General features: G+C 66.9%; 16 protein-coding genes and 1 tRNA gene. 7 read left to right on the top strand and 10 right to left on the bottom strand.

Translation table 11 applies throughout. The features are described 5' to 3' along the window. Positions 1–19 precede the first annotated feature (19 nt). The gene (locus EUV02_RS08045) at positions 20–442 is read left to right on the top strand and encodes a DUF3052 family protein (protein ID WP_135245729.1); all 423 of its coding nucleotides are present in this window, start codon (positions 20–22) and stop codon (positions 440–442) included. On the opposite strand, the gene EUV02_RS08040 is transcribed toward EUV02_RS08045, so the two are convergent. The 5 genes from EUV02_RS08040 to EUV02_RS08020 form a co-directional block, all read right to left on the bottom strand. Beyond that, positions 414–878, bottom strand: a complete 465-nt coding sequence (locus EUV02_RS08040; RefSeq protein WP_135245728.1) for a hypothetical protein — start codon at positions 876–878, stop codon at positions 414–416. The two genes, EUV02_RS08045 and EUV02_RS08040, sit on opposite strands and share 29 nt — an antisense overlap. Further along, a complete protein-coding gene (locus EUV02_RS08035) occupies positions 878–1,273 on the bottom strand; it encodes a hypothetical protein (RefSeq protein WP_135245727.1) in 396 nt (131 codons plus the stop codon). The genes EUV02_RS08040 and EUV02_RS08035 overlap by 1 nt, the downstream gene beginning before the upstream one ends. After that, on the bottom strand, positions 1,270–2,139 hold the full coding sequence (locus EUV02_RS08030; RefSeq protein ID WP_243445826.1) for a 3-hydroxybutyryl-CoA dehydrogenase: 870 nt from the start codon (positions 2,137–2,139) through the stop codon (positions 1,270–1,272). Before EUV02_RS08030 ends, EUV02_RS08035 begins: the two co-directional genes overlap by 4 nt. Before the next feature lie 96 nt (positions 2,140–2,235). Continuing rightward, entirely contained in the window at positions 2,236–2,550 is a 315-nt protein-coding gene (locus tag EUV02_RS08025) for an alkylphosphonate utilization protein (RefSeq protein ID WP_135245725.1), read from the bottom strand. Positions 2,551–2,617: 67 nt separating this feature from the next. Beyond that, positions 2,618–3,316 (bottom strand): Crp/Fnr family transcriptional regulator, encoded by a 699-nt coding sequence (locus EUV02_RS08020; protein WP_135245724.1) that lies wholly within the window; start codon positions 3,314–3,316, stop codon positions 2,618–2,620. Positions 3,317–3,424: 108 nt separating this feature from the next. Here EUV02_RS08020 and EUV02_RS08015 point away from each other — a divergent pair, with 108 nt between their 5' ends. Next, on the top strand, positions 3,425–4,363 hold the full coding sequence (locus tag EUV02_RS08015; protein WP_135245723.1) for a transporter: 939 nt from the start codon (positions 3,425–3,427) through the stop codon (positions 4,361–4,363). Between the two features lie 682 nt (positions 4,364–5,045). Here EUV02_RS08015 and EUV02_RS08010 read toward each other — a convergent pair. Beyond that, the gene (locus tag EUV02_RS08010; protein ID WP_135245722.1) at positions 5,046–9,782 is read right to left on the bottom strand and encodes an NAD-glutamate dehydrogenase; all 4,737 of its coding nucleotides are present in this window, start codon (positions 9,780–9,782) and stop codon (positions 5,046–5,048) included. A gap of 171 nt (positions 9,783–9,953) precedes the next feature. Continuing rightward, a complete protein-coding gene (locus tag EUV02_RS08005) occupies positions 9,954–10,583 on the bottom strand; it encodes a hypothetical protein (RefSeq protein WP_135245721.1) in 630 nt (209 codons plus the stop codon). 107 nt (positions 10,584–10,690) lie between these two features. Here EUV02_RS08005 and EUV02_RS08000 point away from each other — a divergent pair. Then, a tRNA-Thr gene (locus EUV02_RS08000) sits at positions 10,691–10,766 on the top strand. A gap of 93 nt (positions 10,767–10,859) precedes the next feature. On the opposite strand, the gene EUV02_RS07995 is transcribed toward EUV02_RS08000, so the two are convergent. Continuing rightward, positions 10,860–11,333 (bottom strand): TspO/MBR family protein, encoded by a 474-nt coding sequence (locus tag EUV02_RS07995; protein WP_135245720.1) that lies wholly within the window; start codon positions 11,331–11,333, stop codon positions 10,860–10,862. A 54-nt stretch (positions 11,334–11,387) separates the two neighbouring features. Here EUV02_RS07995 and EUV02_RS07990 point away from each other — a divergent pair, with 54 nt between their 5' ends. Genes EUV02_RS07990 through EUV02_RS16015 form a run of 4 tightly spaced genes read left to right on the top strand, consistent with a single transcriptional unit; the run spans position 11,388 to position 15,101 of the window. Further along, positions 11,388–12,347 (top strand): magnesium chelatase ATPase subunit I, encoded by a 960-nt coding sequence (locus EUV02_RS07990; protein ID WP_424022183.1) that lies wholly within the window; start codon positions 11,388–11,390, stop codon positions 12,345–12,347. Continuing rightward, complete coding sequence (locus EUV02_RS07985) at positions 12,344–14,101, top strand: magnesium chelatase subunit D (protein ID WP_135245718.1); 1,758 nt, start codon at positions 12,344–12,346, stop codon at positions 14,099–14,101. The genes EUV02_RS07990 and EUV02_RS07985 overlap by 4 nt, the downstream gene beginning before the upstream one ends. Further along, on the top strand, positions 14,098–14,973 hold the full coding sequence (gene bchO, locus EUV02_RS07980; protein WP_135245717.1) for an alpha/beta fold hydrolase BchO: 876 nt from the start codon (positions 14,098–14,100) through the stop codon (positions 14,971–14,973). The genes EUV02_RS07985 and bchO overlap by 4 nt, the downstream gene beginning before the upstream one ends. Further along, complete coding sequence (locus tag EUV02_RS16015; RefSeq protein ID WP_279379510.1) at positions 14,970–15,101, top strand: hypothetical protein; 132 nt, start codon at positions 14,970–14,972, stop codon at positions 15,099–15,101. Before bchO ends, EUV02_RS16015 begins: the two co-directional genes overlap by 4 nt. Before the next feature lie 6 nt (positions 15,102–15,107). On the opposite strand, the gene EUV02_RS07975 is transcribed toward EUV02_RS16015, so the two are convergent. Then, complete coding sequence (locus EUV02_RS07975) at positions 15,108–16,040, bottom strand: hydratase (protein WP_341533706.1); 933 nt, start codon at positions 16,038–16,040, stop codon at positions 15,108–15,110. Further along, positions 15,941–17,494, bottom strand: coding sequence for a 1-hydroxycarotenoid 3,4-desaturase CrtD (crtD, locus tag EUV02_RS07970; protein WP_135245716.1), 1,554 nt, complete (start codon positions 17,492–17,494; stop codon positions 15,941–15,943). Before crtD ends, EUV02_RS07975 begins: the two co-directional genes overlap by 100 nt. Positions 17,495–17,546 lie beyond the last annotated feature (52 nt).

Below are 17,546 nucleotides of genomic sequence, written 5' to 3'. Positions count from 1 at the left end.
TATAGGGCGGGAGACGGAGATGGCAATCACTAGCGCGCCCGCCCCCGCGGGCTATTCGGGCATGCCGCTGCGCCGCAAACTCGGGGTCGCGTCGGGCCAGCGCACGCTGCGCCATGCCATGCCCGCCGGCGTCGCGGCGGAGATCGACGACGGCGCGCCGCCGCCTGACGGCGCCCCGCCGTGGGACATGGTGCATTTGTTTTGCGACCGTCGCGTCGAGCTTGAGACGCTGCTGGTGCGGCTGCGCGGCGAGCTCGCGCCCAAGGGCATGATCTGGGTGTCATGGCCCAAAAAGGCGTCGAAAGTCCCGACCGACATCACCGAAGACACCATCCGCGCGATCGCGCTGCCGCTGGGGTTTGTCGACGTGAAGGTCTGTGCGGTCGACGCCGTGTGGTCGGGGCTGAAGTTGGTTATCCGCGTGTCGGAACGTCAAGGCTGAGCGTCAGGCTGTTGCCCACCGCCACCGCCTGCCACGCTGCAGTAAGCGCCGCCAACCGGGCGCGTATGGCCGCCAGCGCCGCAGCGTCAAGGTCGAGCGGCTGGTCGCCGCGCGCGTCGCAGGTCAGCCGGTACAGGTCGAGAAATTCGGCATCGGGCGTCGGCGCCCCCGCCCAGGCTTCGGCCTGCACGGTTTCGACGAGCCGCTCGACGGCACGCGCGTGCGGGTCATCGGCGGCACCGAAGTCCGCACCGCCGCCCGCCGCGAGATTGCCGAGGAACCCCACGCCGACAACTTCAGCCTCGACGGCAAAATGCACCATGTCGTGCGGGATGATGCCCTGCTTGGGGCAGTCGATGCTTTCGGTCGTGCCGTCGGCGCGGCGCAGTTCAAGCCGGTCGAACTTGCCGGCGCCCTTGGTGAAAACCAGCTGCATCAGCGCCACCAGATCAGCGTCAGCCCGGCCGTGAACACGAAGTCATAGACGGCGCAGAACGGAATATACCAGCGCGGCATCTGCGTATCGACAAGGCGGTGGTGCGCGGCGTCCCACAGCCCGTGCGCGACGAACGCCGCCGGAATTGCCCAGGGCGTGACGAGCAGCCCGAGCGCGCCCGCCGCGAAAAACAACATGCCGACGACGCATTCGATACCGATGTTGCGCCCCCGACCGTCGCGCAGCGCAAAGCCGATATAGATCGCGCCGACCGCCGATACGGCCAGCGCCGCCAGCACCACCGATGTTGCATGCGTCACCAGCAGGTGCAGCGGCAGCGTCGCCAGCGCCAGCACCGCGCCGATCGTCCCCGCCGTGGCCGGGCGAAAATTCACCGCGTCGGCACCGGCGCTTCGCCGCTGTAGTCGTAGAAACCGCGGCCCGATTTGCGGCCGAGCCAGCCGGCTTCGACGTACTTCACCAGCAGCGGTGCCGGACGATACTTCGAATCGCCGGTCGTTGCCTGCATGACCTGCAGGATGCTGAACAGCGTATCGAGCCCGACGAAATCGGCGAGCGCCAGCGGTCCCATCGGGTGGTTGGCGCCGAGCTTCATGCCCATGTCGATATCGACAACCGAGCCCAGCCCGTCACCAAGCGCGAAGATCGCCTCGTTGAGCATCGGGCACAGGATGCGGTTGACGATGAACGCCGGCCGGTCTTCGGATTCGATGCCGGTCTTGCCGAGCGCCGCCACGAAACGGTGCATCGCGGCAGTAGTTTCGGCGCTGGTGGCGAGGCCGGGGATGATTTCGATGAGTTGCATCACCGGCACCGGGTTGAAGAAGTGCAGCCCGGTGAAGCGGTCGGGACGGTCGGTCGCCGCCGCCAGCCGGGTAATCGAAATCGACGAGGTGTTGGTGGCGAGCAAGGTTTCGGCACGCAGCTTGGGCGACAGTTCGGCGAAGATCTTGACCTTGATGGCCTCGTTCTCGGTCGCCGCCTCGATGACCAGATCGGCCGCGACGAACGCCGCGGTGTCGGTGGTCAACGTGATGCGCGCCAGAATCGCCGCAATCGTCGCCTCGTCGATGGTGCCCTTGGTCAGCCCCCGCGCCAGATTTTTGGCGATGGTCGCCTTGGCGGCCTCGGTGCGGTCGCTCGACACATCCGACAAAATGACCTTGTAGCCCGATGCAGCCGCGACATGCGCGATGCCGTTGCCCATCAAACCCGCACCGATAACGCCGATTGTCTGCACGCCTAGCTCTCCTGAATGACTGGCGTCACTCCTAGGCAAGCGCGGCCCGCGCGGCAACTGCTGCATTGCAGCAAAGTTGCCAAAACGTTCGGGTCACTAGCGCTTCTTGACGAACTCGGCGCGCAGCACCAACCCCTTGATGCCTTCGTAGCGGCAGTCGATTTCCTGGTCGTCACCGGTCAGCCGGATCGACTTGATGACGGTGCCGCGGCGCAGCGTCTGCCCGGCGCCCTTGACGGTGAGGTCCTTGATCAGCGTCACGCTGTCACCGTCCGCCAGCAGATTGCCGACCGAATCGCGCACTTCGACCTGGCCCGCGGTCGACGCCTTGGCCGCAGCTTCAGCACCGCTGATCCACTCGCCGCTGGCTTCGTCATAGACGAAATCATCATCGCCGGGCTGGTCGCTCATCATCTTCTCCAGCGCCAGCAACGGCGCGCCGCCTCCCTAGCGCATCGCAGGCGGTGCCTGCAAAGACTCAGTCGGCTTCGGCGGCCTTGCGCAGGCGCTTGGCGTCGAGAATCGCGATGCGGCCGTAGCGTGTATCGATCAGCCCCTCGGCCTCCAACCCGCGCACCACCTTGCCGACGGTGTTGCGGCTGAAGGCGCAGGCGCCGGCGAGGTGCTCCTGCGTGCAGATGAAGGCGTCAGGCGGCGAAAGGCGGTAGCGCCGGTGTCGCCAGCCGCCAAGGCGCAGGATTGTCGCCGCAACGCGGCGCCGGCTGTCGCCGATCAGCATGTCGGCATGCGCGCCGACCGCCATGACGAACTGATCCGATATCACCAGCGCGATCTGCTCCCAGTCGCCGGGGTGCGCTGCCAGCCGGGCGCGCAGCGCCTGCAGCCGCACAGCGCCGCACAAAGAATCGGTGGTTGCAACTGCCGAGCCGATGTAGACGCCGCCGAGTAGCGGCGCATGGCCCCACCAGCCACCGGGCAGGCCGAAAAATGCCGTGCCGACATCGGCCATGCCGATTCCGGTGACGAAGTGCACCTGGCCGTCGCCGACGCAGTAAACGGCGCCATCGGCATCGCCGGCGTGTGTCAGCCCCTCGCCCGGGGCATAGACGCGCCACTGGGTGTTGGCGACCATCCAATCGCGGAACGCCGGCGCGCAGCCGCCCAGCCAGCCGGTAGTGGAAATCAGGGTGCTGGCGGCTTGTTCGCGACTCGTCATTTCAGGGTTTATGGCAATGTCCGGTGGCCGCGACAATTGAACAATTCTTGTCAGTAGTTGGCGCCGCACCTCGTTAGGAATCGCGTACAAACTCAGGGGAATTCTGCAATGCGTCGATGGATGAAGATGGTGGCGCTCGCCACGCTGGCGGGTATCGCAGTGCCGGCGCTGGCGATTGATGACGGGCCGCGCGCCTATTTCCCGCTGCCGGTCGGCAGCAACAATTTCAACCTGATCGGCATTTTCGAGGATTCGAACAGCTCGCTCGACCCGTCGACGGCGATCAAGGGCCTCGACGGCAGCGTCGACGTCGGCGTGCTGCAATACACCCGTACCGTCGCCATCGGCGGCAATGCCGCGGGCCTCGTCGTGGCGATGCCGTTTGGCCGCGTTAAGGGCCAGGTGACGCTCGGCGGCCCGTTCGGCAACACGTTGGTGCGTTCGGGCGAAAGCAGCGGCCTCGGCGACCTGACGGTGATGGGGGTGTTCGGCGTTATCGGTTCACCGGCGCTGACCAAGGCGCAATATGTCCAGTACAAGCCGGGGTTCTCGCTCGGCGTGCTGGCGCAGGCGACGGCGCCGACGGGCGAATATGACGACACCAAGCTGCTCAACCTCGGTACCAACCGCTGGGCGTTCCGGCTCGGCATGCCGTTCGGCTGGATGCTCGGCGGCTCGTATCTGTCACCGAAGCTGACGACGATCGAAGTCGTCCCGAGCGTCATTATGTACACTCCCAATGACGCGCCGTTCCGCGCCGGCCGGCGCACGCAATCGGCGCTGTTCCGCATGGAGGGGCATCTGACGCACAACTTCAACCGCGCGCTCTGGGCCTCGCTCGACGGCGGCGTCAACAGCGGCGGCGCCACCACCACCGACGGCGTCGCCGACAACAACAACAAACAATGGCTCGGGCTCGGCGTCTCTGTCGGGCTCAACCTGTCACCGGCGTTCGGCGTGGTCGCAACCTATGGCGGCCCGGTGACCGGCAATGCCAGCGCGCCCGAAGGCAGCGGCTTCCGCATCAACCTGCGCGGGACGTTCTAGGGATAAGGAAATCGCCCTAAGCGCGATTTCACTTGACATAACGAACCGAACCGGTTAGTGATACTCTCAAGGCGGCGAGGAATGGGAGTTCCTCGTCCAACCTGTCCGGAACCATGATCGCCACTTGCTTGGCCGGACGTGACGCATCACCGCCGCGCTTTTTAGCCCCGCGCTCTGTTAGATCGGGAACTTCAGCTCCAAGTGTTCCAAGGAGGACACCTCTACCCTAGTGCTAAACTTTGTACTGAAACCAGTGCTGACCCTAGTGCTAGCGGCCTAAGATACCGCACAAACGTCCTCCGACCCCGGCTATCCCGATCAGCGTCACAAAGCCTGCCTCTTCCCGATGACCCAGCAACCCTCCCAAGGACGCCGTCATCGGGAAGAGGATAAATCTCCACCGTGGCGGTGGGGGTCAGTACCCAAGGACGATGGACCGGGGCGGGGATATCCGCTGGCCGGAAATTCGTCGTGTCTGTGCGCCTTGCCTTAGACCGGTTCAACACCACCAAACCCCGCTCATCCCGAGCGAAGTCGAGGGACAAACCCACCGCTGGGCGTGTCCCTCGACTTCGCTCGGGATGAGCGCGGTGGAGTTTGGTTCAAGGATGCACGCGTTGAGAAGGCGCACCCCAAAAATCGGGTGCAGGGCCAAGGCCCTGCCCGCCGGAGGCCCTTTATCCTACCCCGCCAGCACCGCGCGTGCCTGACTGGCGACATGCGCGAGCATTGCCGTCGTCACCGCACCGCTATGGCGCGCGCGCGATACCAGCGCACAGACGCGATTGGCGCGGGCGTGGTTGGCGGCGAGCCAGGTGTTGACCTCTGCCACCGGATCGCCGCCGGGCTTGACGATGCGGCGCATCAGGTCGAGCCGCAGCTGTTCGAAGTCGCGCACCAGCCCGGCCTTGAGCAGCCGTTCCCACGGGTCGTTGGGGGCGAGCAGCAGCGCGGCACCCTTGGCCCAGTCGAGCCCGAGCGTTTCACCGAGGTGCGTATAGCCCATGGCGACCTGTGCCTCGTCGCCGCCGAGGTCGGCGGCGAGCAAGCCGATGCCGACCGAGCCGTCGAGCGCGTGCATGCGCACCAGCCGGTCGGCGACGTCGCGCGGCGCGCCGGCGCGGTTGAGCGTCGCGGCGAACCAGTCGATCTGCGCCTGCGGTTCGGGGCGCAGCAGCTGCGCGATGCGTTCGCCGAGCCGGTCGAGGCCGGGCTTGAGGCGGCTGACCAGTGCTGACGGATCGCCGACGCCGGCGCCGACACGCAGCAGGTCGGCCATTTGCGCGCGCATGGCCTCGATCGCATAGCTGTGGAGTTCGAGCTGGACCGGGCCGGGCACTTCGGCGCTGTCGATGGCGTCCCACAGATCGCGGAAGTCGAACAGTTCGCGCCCGGCGACGAACGCGCCGCCGACATCCGCCAGGCTGACGCCGAGTTCTTCGGCGAGTTCGAACGGCAAGGTCAGCCCGCCGCGGTTGATCAGTTCGTTGGTCAGCTTGGTGGCGACGAGTTCGCGGCGCAGCCGGTGGGTCTCGATTGCCGCCGGGAACCGCGCCGCCATCGCATCTGGGAAGGCCCCCATCAGATCGGGCAGCAGCAGCGCATCGTCGCACACCGGGCTGACGACCAGCGCGTCGTAAACCGCCATCTTGGCATAGGCCATGATGACCGCCAGCTCAGGGCGTTCGAGGCCGTCGCCGGCCCGGCCGCGTTGGACGAGGACATCGTCACTGGCGAGGCCTTCGAGGCTGCGATTGAGTTCGGCGGCGCTGGTCTCGAGCGTCTGGATCAGCCGGATGTAGCGCGGAATCGCGGCTGCACCGCCGCGTTCGGCAATCGATAGCGCCTGCGTCTGCATGATGTTGTCGTGGAGTACGAGTTCGGCGACTTCGTCGGTCATCTCGACGAGCAGCGCGTTGCGCGCCTCCTCGGTCAGTCGGCCGGCGGCGACCTCGCTGCCGAGCGCGATCTTGATGTTGACCTCGTTGTCCGAGCAATCGACGCCGGCGCTGTTGTCGATGAAATCGGTGTTAATGCGGCCGCCGTGTTCGGCGAACTCGATGCGCCCGGCCTGCGTCAGCCCGAGGTTGGCGCCTTCGCCAACGACCTTGGCGCCGAGCTGGTCGCCGGTGACGCGATGCGCGTCATTGGCGCGATCGCCGACATCGACGTTGCTTTCGAAATTGGCGCGGACATAGGTGCCGATGCCGCCGAACCAGAACAGGTCGACCTTGGCCTTGAGGATGGCGACGATCAGCTCGGTCGGTGACAGCGCATCGGCGGTGATGTTGAGGCTGAGCCGGATTTCGGGGGTCAGCGGGATCGACTTCTGGCTGCGCGGGAAGACGCCGCCACCCTTTGAAATGACCTTGCGGTCATAGTCGTCCCATGACGAGCGCGGCAGCGCGAACAGCCGCTGGCGTTCGGCAAAGGCCTTCTTCACATCGGGTTCGGGATCGAAGAAGAAGTGGCGGTGGTCGAACGCCGCGACCAGCTTCATCGATTTCGACAGCAGCATGCCGTTGCCGAACACGTCGCCCGACATGTCGCCGCAGCCGGCGACACGCACCGGTGCGGTCTGCACATCGACACCGAGTTCGCGGAAGTGGCGCTGCACCGAAATCCACGCGCCGCGTGCGGTGATCGCCATCGCCTTGTGGTCATAGCCTACGCGCCCGCCGCTGGCGAAGGCGTCGCCGAGCCAGAAGCCGCGGCCGTCATCATGCGCGAGGCTGATGGCATTGGCGGTGTCGGAGAAGGTCGCGGTGCCCTTGTCGGCGGCGACGACCAGATAAGGGTCGGGCGCGTCATGGCAGACGACATCGTCGGGCGGAATGTTGGCGCCGGCGGCATCGAGGTTGTCGGTCAGCGACAGCAAGGCGCGGATGAAGATCGAATAGGCCTCGATGCCTTCGGCGGCATAGGCCTCGCGGTTCGACGGCGCCGGCAGTTGTTTGGGGTAGAAGCCACCCTTGGCGCCGGTGGGCACGATGACGGTGTTCTTGACCTTCTGCGCCTTGACCAGCCCGAGCACTTCGGTGCGGAAGTCGTCGCGGCGGTCGGACCAGCGTAGCCCGCCACGCGCGATCGGCCCGCCGCGCAGGTGGATGCCTTCGACGCGCGGGGAATAGACCCAGATTTCGCGGTACGGCACCGGCGGCGGCAGGTTGGGAACTTCGTGGCTGTCGAGCTTGAAGGCCAGCGCTTCGGGACCGCCGGGGACGAAGGCATTGGTGCGCAGCGTCGCATCGATGACCGACTGGTAGAGGCGCAGGATCGTGTCGTCGTCGATTGCGGTGACATTGGCCAGCCCGGCGTCGATGCGTTCGGCGGCAGCGGCGATTGCGGTCGCGCGGTCATCGACATCGAGCTCGAACTTGGCGCGGAACAGCGCGACGATGTCATCGGTGACCGCCGGATAGCGGCGCAGCGCATCGACGACGGTGGTCAGCCCGTAGGCGACGCCGGTCTGGCGCAGGTAGCGGAAATAGGCGCGTAGCCAGCCCGCGGTTTCGGCGCCGAGCCCGCAGCCGATGACCAGCGCGTTGAACGCGTCATTCTCCTGCTGGCCGAGCAGCACATGGCGCAGTGCCGGCTCGACGCGGGCGCGCAACACGTCGAGGTCGAGCGTCGCCGCCTCGCCCTGCACTTCAAGCAGGAAGTCGTGGATCCAGCCGAGGCGTCCGCCATCGAGGTCGAACGGGAACTCCTCGATAACACGCAGCCCGAAGTTTTCGAGCACCGGCACCGCGTCCGACAATGCGATGATCTGGCCGAGCCGGTAGATCTTGAGCCGCAGCGCGCGCGGCGCGTCACCAGCACGGCGATAAAGCAGCACTTCGCGGCCGGTGCTGTCCTCGAGCCGCGACAGCGCCAGCAGGTCGGTCGCCGCATCGGCCGCGCTATATTGCGCGCGGTAGCTCGGCGAGAACGCCTTGCCGTGCGTCAGCGTCAGGCGTGCCGCCCGCGCGGGACCGGCGACTTCGGCGAGCGCGGCTTCGATATGTTCATCCCAGCCGCGCACCATCGCATCGAGGCGGGCATCCAATGCGGCCTCGTCGAGCGTGACGTCGCCGCCCGGCGTGCCGATGATGTAGTGGACGCGCGCCAGGCCCTCGGCGCGCAGTTCGACTTCATAGCGCGTCAGCTTGCCGCCGAAGGTTTCGGTGAGCATGGCGCCGACGCGTTCGCGGACGCCGCTGGTATAGGCATCGCGCGGCACATAGACGAGCACCGAGACAAAGCGCCCATAAGCATCGGCGCGCGCGAACAGCTTGGGCCGCGGCCGGTCGAGCAGCGACAGCAGGCCGAGCGCCATCGACTTCAATCGCTCGGGACTGGCTTCGAACAGTTCCTCGCGCGGGAAGGCTTCGAGGACATGGACGAGCGCCTTGCCGGTATGGCCCTTGGCATCGAACCCCAGCGCGTCGATGACCTCGGCGACCTTGCGGCGCAGCAGCGGCACCATGCGCGGCGAGGTGGCGAGCGCCGAGCTGGTGAACAGCCCGATAAAGCGCGTCTCGGTGACCGCGCGGCCCTGGCGGTCATAGCCCTTGACCGAAATCATGTCGAAATTGACGTGGCGGTGCACCGTCGAAACTGCGCCGGTCTTGCTGACAAGCATCGGCTCGGGTGAGTCGAGGAACTTCTGCACCGGCGCCGGCAATGCGTCATCGCCCCACACCGCGAACTTCGGGTTGCGCAGCAAGCCAAGTCCTTCGACTTCACCGCCGTCGAGATCGGTGCGCGACACGCCGAGCAGCGTGAAGTTGTCGGCGGCGAGCCAATCGAGGAACGCCGTGGTTTCGGCGGCAGCGTGCGGCGCGACGGGCGGCGGATTGTCGGCCAGCGCCCGCGTCGCCGCCTTGAGCGCCGCGAGCATGTCGGCCCAATCGTTGACCGCAACGCGTACATCGGCGAGCACGCCGTGCAGCGTTTCAACGAGCGCGAGCCGCGCCTTGGCGCTGACGCGTTCGAGTTCGATGTAGATCAGCGACTCGCGCGCTTCGCCGAGGGCAGGCGCATTGGCATCGGCGGCGGAGATGGTGAGCAACCGACCCTTGTCGTCACGACGTACGGTGACGATCGGATGCAGCAGCCGGTCGATGCCGAGGCCGGCGCTGGTAATGGCCGCCGACACCGAATCCACGAGAAACGGCATATCATCATTGACGATCGCCAGCCCGAGGCGACGGCGACCACCCTGGCTGTCGATGGGGTCGAGCGAGATAGCCGGCGTGCCGGGGCTACGCTTGGCGGCGAGCGTCGCGACCTGCGCGACGATGCGGTCGGCGGCGGCAGCATCGATACTGTCGGCCTCGCCGGGCAGCGCCGTGGCAAACAGCAGATCGGCAAACAGCCGTCGGTTGGCGTTCTCGCCTGCCGGGGCTGGCGTATCGTCGCCTGCTCGTGCCGCCATTGCCTTGCTCCTCGCTTTCGCCGGATCCGTCACCGCTTATGCGTCGGGCGCGGCAATAGGACAATGCTATTGCTGTGCGCAAGCAATGATGGATTCTGCGAATTTTGTGTCGATTTTGGAGGGTTTGTCCACATTTTCGCATGGAATCAGCCCGTGGATTTGAAAAATTCGTCAGTTTTCGCGCACAGACTCCGGAATTGCCGACAAATGCCTGGAGTCACCGCGCAGTGCAAAATTGACCTCGCGCCGCAGACTTTCGGATGCCGCGCGGTCAAGCAGCTGCTTCCAGTTGAGCACGCCATGGACATAACCGAGCCCGCCCGCGTCGTCGGCCAGCGGCAGCAGCACGCCGCGCGTCAGCAGGCAGGCGCTGGTACTGCCGGCAAGCGCGGCATCGACCGGCACGACGGCGCGCCACAGCCGCATCAGCTCGCAGCTATCGAGCAGCAGTGCCGCCAACCCACCGTCGCAGCTGCTCGCCAAATAGCCCGGCGTAATGCCGAACGCCGCTGTCACCGCGGCACCGGCGAATAGCACATCGACGCGGTCGCCGCGCCGCAGGTCGAGCAGCAATGCATGCTCGGCAAATGCGCCTGCGGCGCCGGTCGCCATGTCGTGGTGACCGGGCATCGTGGCGTGCGGCGCCCGTGCCAACCGCCACTGCGCTTCGGCGCGCTGTGCCATGCGACGGTCATCGTCGCCGCCGAACACCGGCGGCAGATCGAAGCGCACGTCGTCGGCAGGCAGCGCATCACGAGCACTGCGCACCGCCTTGCCACGATTGACGCTGTCCTGACGCATGTCGCTGGTCCCTTTGACCGTCCCGCACAAATAACGACACGACCACAGCCCACTTGCGCCGCACGCCGCTTGTATATCGCGGGAGTCGCTGCTATTGCCCCCGCACCGCCGCTTTAGCTCAGCCGGTAGAGCACATCATTCGTAATGATGGGGTCAGGTGTTCGAGTCACCTAAGCGGCACCACTCCCCCCGAAACATTGTTGGACAATGCAGCCATCGAGGGGAAAGTTGCGCCCGGATCAAGTCCCCGCGGTAGCGCGCTGCGCCAAATTCTCGTCAGGCAAATGGGCGGTTCAAGCGCACAATTGCGCTGTTGAGCCATGAGGCGAAGCTGACCCATAGCAGGTACGGCATGATCAACAGGCTGGCCTGTTGCGAAATCGGCCATAGGCCCACGACCAGCGCGACCAGCGAAGCCCATAAGAAAACCACTTCGATCAGCGCCCAGTCCGGCCGGCGCAAGCGAAAGAACAGCGGGCTCCAGAGTGCATGGAATACGGCGTTGGTCGCGAACAGGATGACGACCGTCGTTCGTGCCGCGGGACCGGGCGCAGCCTCCCAGGCGACAACCGCCGACCAAGCGGCGAGACCGAGAATGATCGTCCAGGCGGGCCCGAACAGCCAGTTCGGCGGTTGCAGCGCCGGCTTGCGCAAATTCCGGTACCAGTCGCCGATCGGCGTCATCAGTCCGCCAAACCCGCCAAGAAATATCGCGACAGCGGCGGCGATGATGATCGGGGGCCAGTTCAACTGAAATGTCCATCTTGTGGCGTGTCCAACTCATGTTACAGATTATCCGTGCGCATGTCCTTTCCCTTTTCCGCGATCGTCGGCCAGGACGAGATGAAACTGGCGCTGCTAATTGCCGCGGTGGACGCACGGATTGGTGGCGTCATGGTGTTCGGCGACCGCGGCACGGGTAAATCAACCGCGGTGCGGGCACTTGCCGCGCTGCTGCCGTCGGTTCCGGCAGCTCACGCCGGCTATCAGGACGGCACGGCGCGCAAGGGGCAGGTGCCGGTGCCTTTCGTCGACCTGCCCTTGGGCGCGACCGAAGACCGCGTGGTGGGCGCGCTCGACCTCGAACGAGCGCTGGGGTCAGGGATCAAGGCCTTCGAGCCGGGGTTGCTGGCGCGCGCCAATGGCGGCTTTCTCTACATCGATGAAGTCAACCTCCTCGAGGATCATATCGTTGACCTGCTGCTCGATGTTGCGGCTTCGGGCGAGAATGTCGTCGAGCGCGAGGGACTGAGCATTCGTCACCCCGCCCGCTTTGTGCTGGTCGGCAGCGGCAACCCCGAGGAAGGCGAGCTGCGCCCGCAGTTGCTCGACCGCTTCGGGCTTTCGGTCGAGGTGAGGACGCCGCAAGACCTGACGCAGCGTGTCGAGATTCTGAAGCGCTGCGATGCCTTCGAGCGCGATCCCGCTGCGTTCACCGAAATCTGGCGACGGTCGCAGCGCAAGACACAGAATCGCATCGCGCACGGGCGGGCGATGCTTTCCGGCGTGACGATCCCCGACGCGGTGCTGGCGTACGCTTCGCGGCTGTGCATGGCGGTGGGGGCCGATGGCCTGCGCGGCGAGCTGACACTGATGCGATCGGCGCGGGCGCTTGCGGCGCTCGACGGCGTCGAGAACGTCGGCACGGTACATGTCCGGCAAGTGGCGCCGCTGGCGCTGCGCCACCGCCTGCGGCGCAACGTGCTCGACGAGACCGGGTCGACTGCGCGGATCGAGCGGGCGCTGGAGGAATTGGCGGCGTGAACAGCGCGGGCGACGTTGCGCCCGATGCCTTTCAGGATGCGCTGATTGCCGCGCGGCTGTGCGCCATCGATCCCGAACTCGGCGGCATCGTGCTACGTGGCGGCGGCGAGTTGCGCGACGCGGTCATTGCAGAGTTGCGCACGGGGTTGCCCACGTCGGCGCCGGTACGGCGCTTGCCGTCACACATTGATGATGAGCGGCTGCTGGGCGGCATCGATCTGACCGCGACGTTGGCGCAGGGCAAGCGGGTGACGCGGGCCGGGCTGTTCGCCGAAGCCGACGGCGGGATCATCATCGTGCCGATGGCGGAGCGGCTGTCCGACGCGACTGTCGGCAGGATCACGGCAGTGATGGATGCCGGCACGGCCGCTACCGAGCGCGACGGGGTTGCCGCGCGCTACGGCGCGCGCTTTCTAACGGTGGCGTTCGATGATGGCATCGAACCCGAGGAACGCGCGCCGGCCGCACTGATCGAGCGGGTTGCGTTCTGGATCGACCTGACGGCATCGCGTGCGCTGTCGCTGCACGGCGGTGATTGGGCACTGGATCCACCAGCGACCGAAGCGCTGCTCGCGATACAGCGATTTTACGGCGGCACGCCCGCGGTCCAGGCCCCGGACGAAATAGTATCGGCGCTCGCCACCACCGCAGCGGCACTGGGGATCGACTCAGCGCGTGCGCCGCTGTTCGCGCTACGCGCCGCGCGCGCGAGTGCCCGGCTTGCCGGACGCACGACGGTCGCCGATGAAGACGTCTTGTTGGCCGCGCGACTTGTGCTGGCGCCGCGGGCGACGCGCCTGCCGATGGCACCGGCAGAGCCGGAGGCCGACTCGACGCCCCCGCCACCGCAGGACAGCGACGCGGGCGAAGACGAAAATGGCGAGCAAGCGCCGCTCGAGGATTTGGTACTTGCCGCCGCGCTGGCGTCGCTGCCCAAGGATGTTCTCGCCCGGATAGCCGCAGGCACCGTCCGGCGCGGGAGGCCAAACAATGTGCGCGGCGCCGGTGCGCGCCAAAAGTCCGGCGTGCGCGGCCGGCCGATGGGGGCACGTGCCGGCATGCCCGGCGGTGGACAGCGCCTGAGTCTGATCGATACGTTGCGCTCCGCGGCACCCTGGCAAAAATTGCGCGGCACTGACGGACGCATTGCGGTCCGCCGCGACGATCTCCGCGTCCGCCGCTTCGAGACGCGCGCCGAGGCGTTGACGATTTTTGCCGTCGACGCTTCCGGATCGTCGGCGCTGGCGCGGCTCGCCGAGGCCAAAGGTGCGGTCGAACTGCTGCTTGCCGAGGCCTATGTCAAGCGCGCGCAGGTGGCGCTGATCGCGTTTCGCGGCACGTTGGCCGAGGTGCTGCTGCCGCCGACGCGGTCGCTGGCGCGCGCGCGGCGGTCGCTGGCTGAGCTGCCGGGCGGTGGTGGTACGCCGTTGGCGGCGGGGCTCAACGCCGCGCGCGAGCTTGCCGAGGCGGCACGCGCGCGCGGCCAGACGCCGTTCATTGTCGTATTGACCGACGGCCGCGCCAATATCGCCGCCGATGGCGGTAGCGTTCGCGCCGCCGCCGAGGCGGACGCGAAAGAGGCGGCTAAGGCCATCGGCACCGCCGGAATTGCCGCAGCGTTCGTCGATATTTCGGCGCGGCCCCGTCCCGAGGGCGCGGCGCTCGCGGCCGCTATGCGCGCGCGCTATCTGCCGTTGCCGCGGGCCGACGCGACGACGATGCATGCCGCAGTCAGTGCGGCGCAGCGTGCATGACGGCGCCGCGCTGGTCGGTCGAAGGCAAAGGCTGGCCGAACAGCGCGCATAGTCGGTTCGTCGAGTCCGGCAGGCTGCGCTGGCATGTCCAGGTCATGGGGGCGGGGCCGGCGCTGCTGCTGCTGCATGGCACCGGCGCCGCGACGCACAGCTGGCGCGCGCTGGCGCCGTTGCTCGCCGAGCATTTCACCGTGGTTGCGGTCGACCTGCCCGGCCACGGCTTCACTTCGTGGCGGCCTGCCGACGGCATGTCGATGCCGGCGATGGCGCGGACGGTCGGCAACCTGCTGCGTCGGTTGGAGATCGCGCCGGATGCCATTGTCGGTCATTCGGCGGGTGCGGCAATCGCGTGTCGCATGGTGCTCGACGGACAGGCGACCCCCGACGCGATCATCGGGCTGAGTGCTGCGCTGCTGCCGTTTCCGGGGCTCGGCGCGAAGCTGTTTCCGTCGCTCGCCCGGCTGTTGTTCGTCAACCCGCTGGCGCCGCATTTCCTCGCCCGTCTGGCGCGGACGCGCGGCGAAACTGCGCAGTTTTTGCTGCGCAGCACGGGGTCGCGCATCGATGACGCGGGCGTTGCATTTTATCAACGCCTGTTCGCGACTTCGGGCCATTGCGCGGGGGCGATCACTATGATGGCCAACTGGGATCTCGACGCGTTAGCGCGCGACCTGCCGCTACTGCAGACGCGGATGCTGCTTGTCCACGGCAGCGCGGATGCGGCGATCCCCATTTCGAGCGCGCGCAGCGCTGCGGCGCTCGTCGGCGATGGGCGGTTGACGGCGCTCGTGGGACTCGGCCACCTTGCCCATGAGGAGAAACCGGAGGTGGTCGTCGAAGCGATCAGGGAGTTTGTAGGAGGACGCGGATGAGTAACCAGTATCTCAGCCTGTTCGACATGGCGATTGGCGGTGTGCCGGTGCTGATCTTTTGCATCTGGCAGCTGATTTCGGTCAACCGCGAGATCAAGAAGGACAAGAAGCCGCCCGACGCGCCCTGAGCCGCTTCACCAAAGCGCGCGCGGCATCCGGTAGGGCAGCATCGACTGGACTACCGGCGAGCGAAACCGGCCGAGCGACAGGCTTTCGTGGACCGCCCGCGTGTTCTCGCCAAACAACCGCGTCGATAGTGCCGTTCGCGCATAAAATGGCGCGTCGATCCAGGTCTTGATCACCTGCGGCGCATGCCCAGCATCGGCTCGGGTCCGGCGCTTGACCAGCCAGCCGGTGCGGGGAAGTGCGGCGGGCGCCGGTTGCATGACATCATGCCAGCGCCCTTGCCGGTCGAAGCGCAGCGCGAGTTCGAACGGTGTCCCGTCGCGACGCCGACCTTCGTAGAGCACCGCGACATCATTCTTCAGATGCGCGCGCGACCAGTGCCAGTCGTCGAAGCCGTCCTCGAGCGGCTCATCGCCGAAGTTCGAATCGAAATAGCCGTCACCGCGCCAGCTTGTGCCTGGATGCGTCATCGACACTTCGACATGCGCGCGCGGCGCGACTGGGTGCCAGCGATGCCGTCCGGCAGGATCGAGCGCGAACGCCGTCGTACCGATCATCTCCGGGGTCACGCGCACCGACCCGCGCACCCGGTACGGCAGCGGCGCCGAAATCTCGTCGATATCGATGACCAGCGTATCGCCGTCCCAGCGCATAGCACTGGGGCCGACGGCGAAATGGTCGGCGCCACGATCGACGCGCCGCGAAGGTCGCTCGGTCATCGCCCACGCCGAGCCGCGCGGGCCCGTCAACGCGACGTTGATCGCACAGTGGTTCTCCGGATGCCCGCGCCCGCTCCATTTGTAGTAGGGCGAAAAAACGCTGCCGATGAACGCAATGATCGTCAGCCCATGGGCGCCGTCGGCGCTGGTTGCGTCGATATACCACCACGCATACCCGTTGGGCGCGACCGCAACATCGAAGCGCGGTCCCTGAGCAGGCATTCGGCGGCTCGTTGGCCGGAAAGCGCCGCCATCGGCACGCCCGCGCCGGGGTGTGTGCTCCCGCCCGCGCAATAGAGCCCAGGGATCCGTGTCCGGCTGCCCTGGCGGCGGAAGGAGGCCGCCCACCCGTGCGAGGCCGGTCCATAAAGGGCTCCACCCGTCGAGGGAAACATCGCCTCGAAGTCGTGCGGCGTCGTTAGCACCATCGAAGGCGCCAGATCGAGCGAAAGCCCCGCCCGCGAAACGCTGTCCAACATTCGCAACCTGCATGTGTCGATCTCCGCTGGGGTGAAGGCGGCGCCGTCGCCAACAGGCGGCGCATTGACGATGATCTGAAGGCGTTCCTGGCCGTCGGGCGCAGTGTCGGCGGCGTCGCGGTCCTGCGCGCAGACATAGACACTTGGCGCGTTTGCAAGCCGTCCGGCGCCAAGCGCGGCGAACTCTGCCGGATAGTCATCCGAAAAGAACACATTGTGGCGCGCCAGCGGGAAACCGGTTGCCGTGGCACGTGCCGTCCAGACCATCGCGCCGAGCGAGCGACGGTGCGGCGCCACCGGCGACGTCGCGCGCCGGGCAGCATCACCGTAGCCGCCTGCGCCGATGGCGGCGGGATCGGCGTTGCACACAACCGAAGCAGCAGTGATGCGTTCGCCGCTGCGCAGCTTCACGCCGACCGCACGGCCGTGTTCGATGAGGATTTTGTCAACGGGCGCATCGTAGCGGAAGCGCACGCCGTTACGTTGTCCCACCGCCTCGAGCGCCCGCGCCAGCCGGTGCATGCCGCCATCGATCAGCCACACGCCGCTGGCTTCGACATGCGCGATCAGCATCAGCGTTGCCGGGCACTGAAATGGCGAGGAGCCGCAGTAGGTGGCGTAGCGACCGAACAACTGGCGCAGCCGCGGATCGCGGAAATAGCCGCCGAGCGCGCGCCATAGCGAGGTATAGGGGCGCAGCGTGCAATAGTCCGCAAAGCCGGCGGCGCCCATGCGCCAGCCGAGGCGCAGCGGGTCGGCCTTGGTATCGCGCAGGAATGGCCGGTCGAGCGCGTCGAACAGCCGCTTCGCTTCAAGCCGAAATGCGCGGTAGCCGCGCGCTTCGGCAGCGCCGGCGAAGGCGCCGATTGCCGCTTCGCTGGCGGTCGGATCGGCGAACAGGTCGAGCCGGGCGTCACCCCAGGCATGGCGCGCCAGCGTGGTCGCGGGCCGCATCGTGACATGCGCATCGAGCGAGTCACCGCACGCCGCAAAAATCTCCTCGAACACCCCGCGCATTGTGAACACCGTCGGCCCGCCATCGATCGCGGCATCATCGACCATGACGGCCCGCAGCTTGCCGCCCGGGCCGCCGGCCGCTTCGAGCACCGTCACGTCGCAACCACGCGCTGCGAGGCAGGCGGCACTTACCAGTCCACCGACGCCAGCCCCGATAACGATCACGCGGTCGTCTGGCATACGCCAGCATCCTCCAGCCAATTGACGTGACGCTAACATGTGTCCACACGTC

Source organism: Glacieibacterium arshaanense (genome assembly GCF_004681125.1).
Taxonomy (GTDB): Bacteria; Pseudomonadota; Alphaproteobacteria; order Sphingomonadales; family Sphingomonadaceae; genus Polymorphobacter_A; species Polymorphobacter_A arshaanense.
Note: the sequence above shows the minus strand (reverse complement) of the source record. Positions and strands in the feature narration are given on the sequence as shown.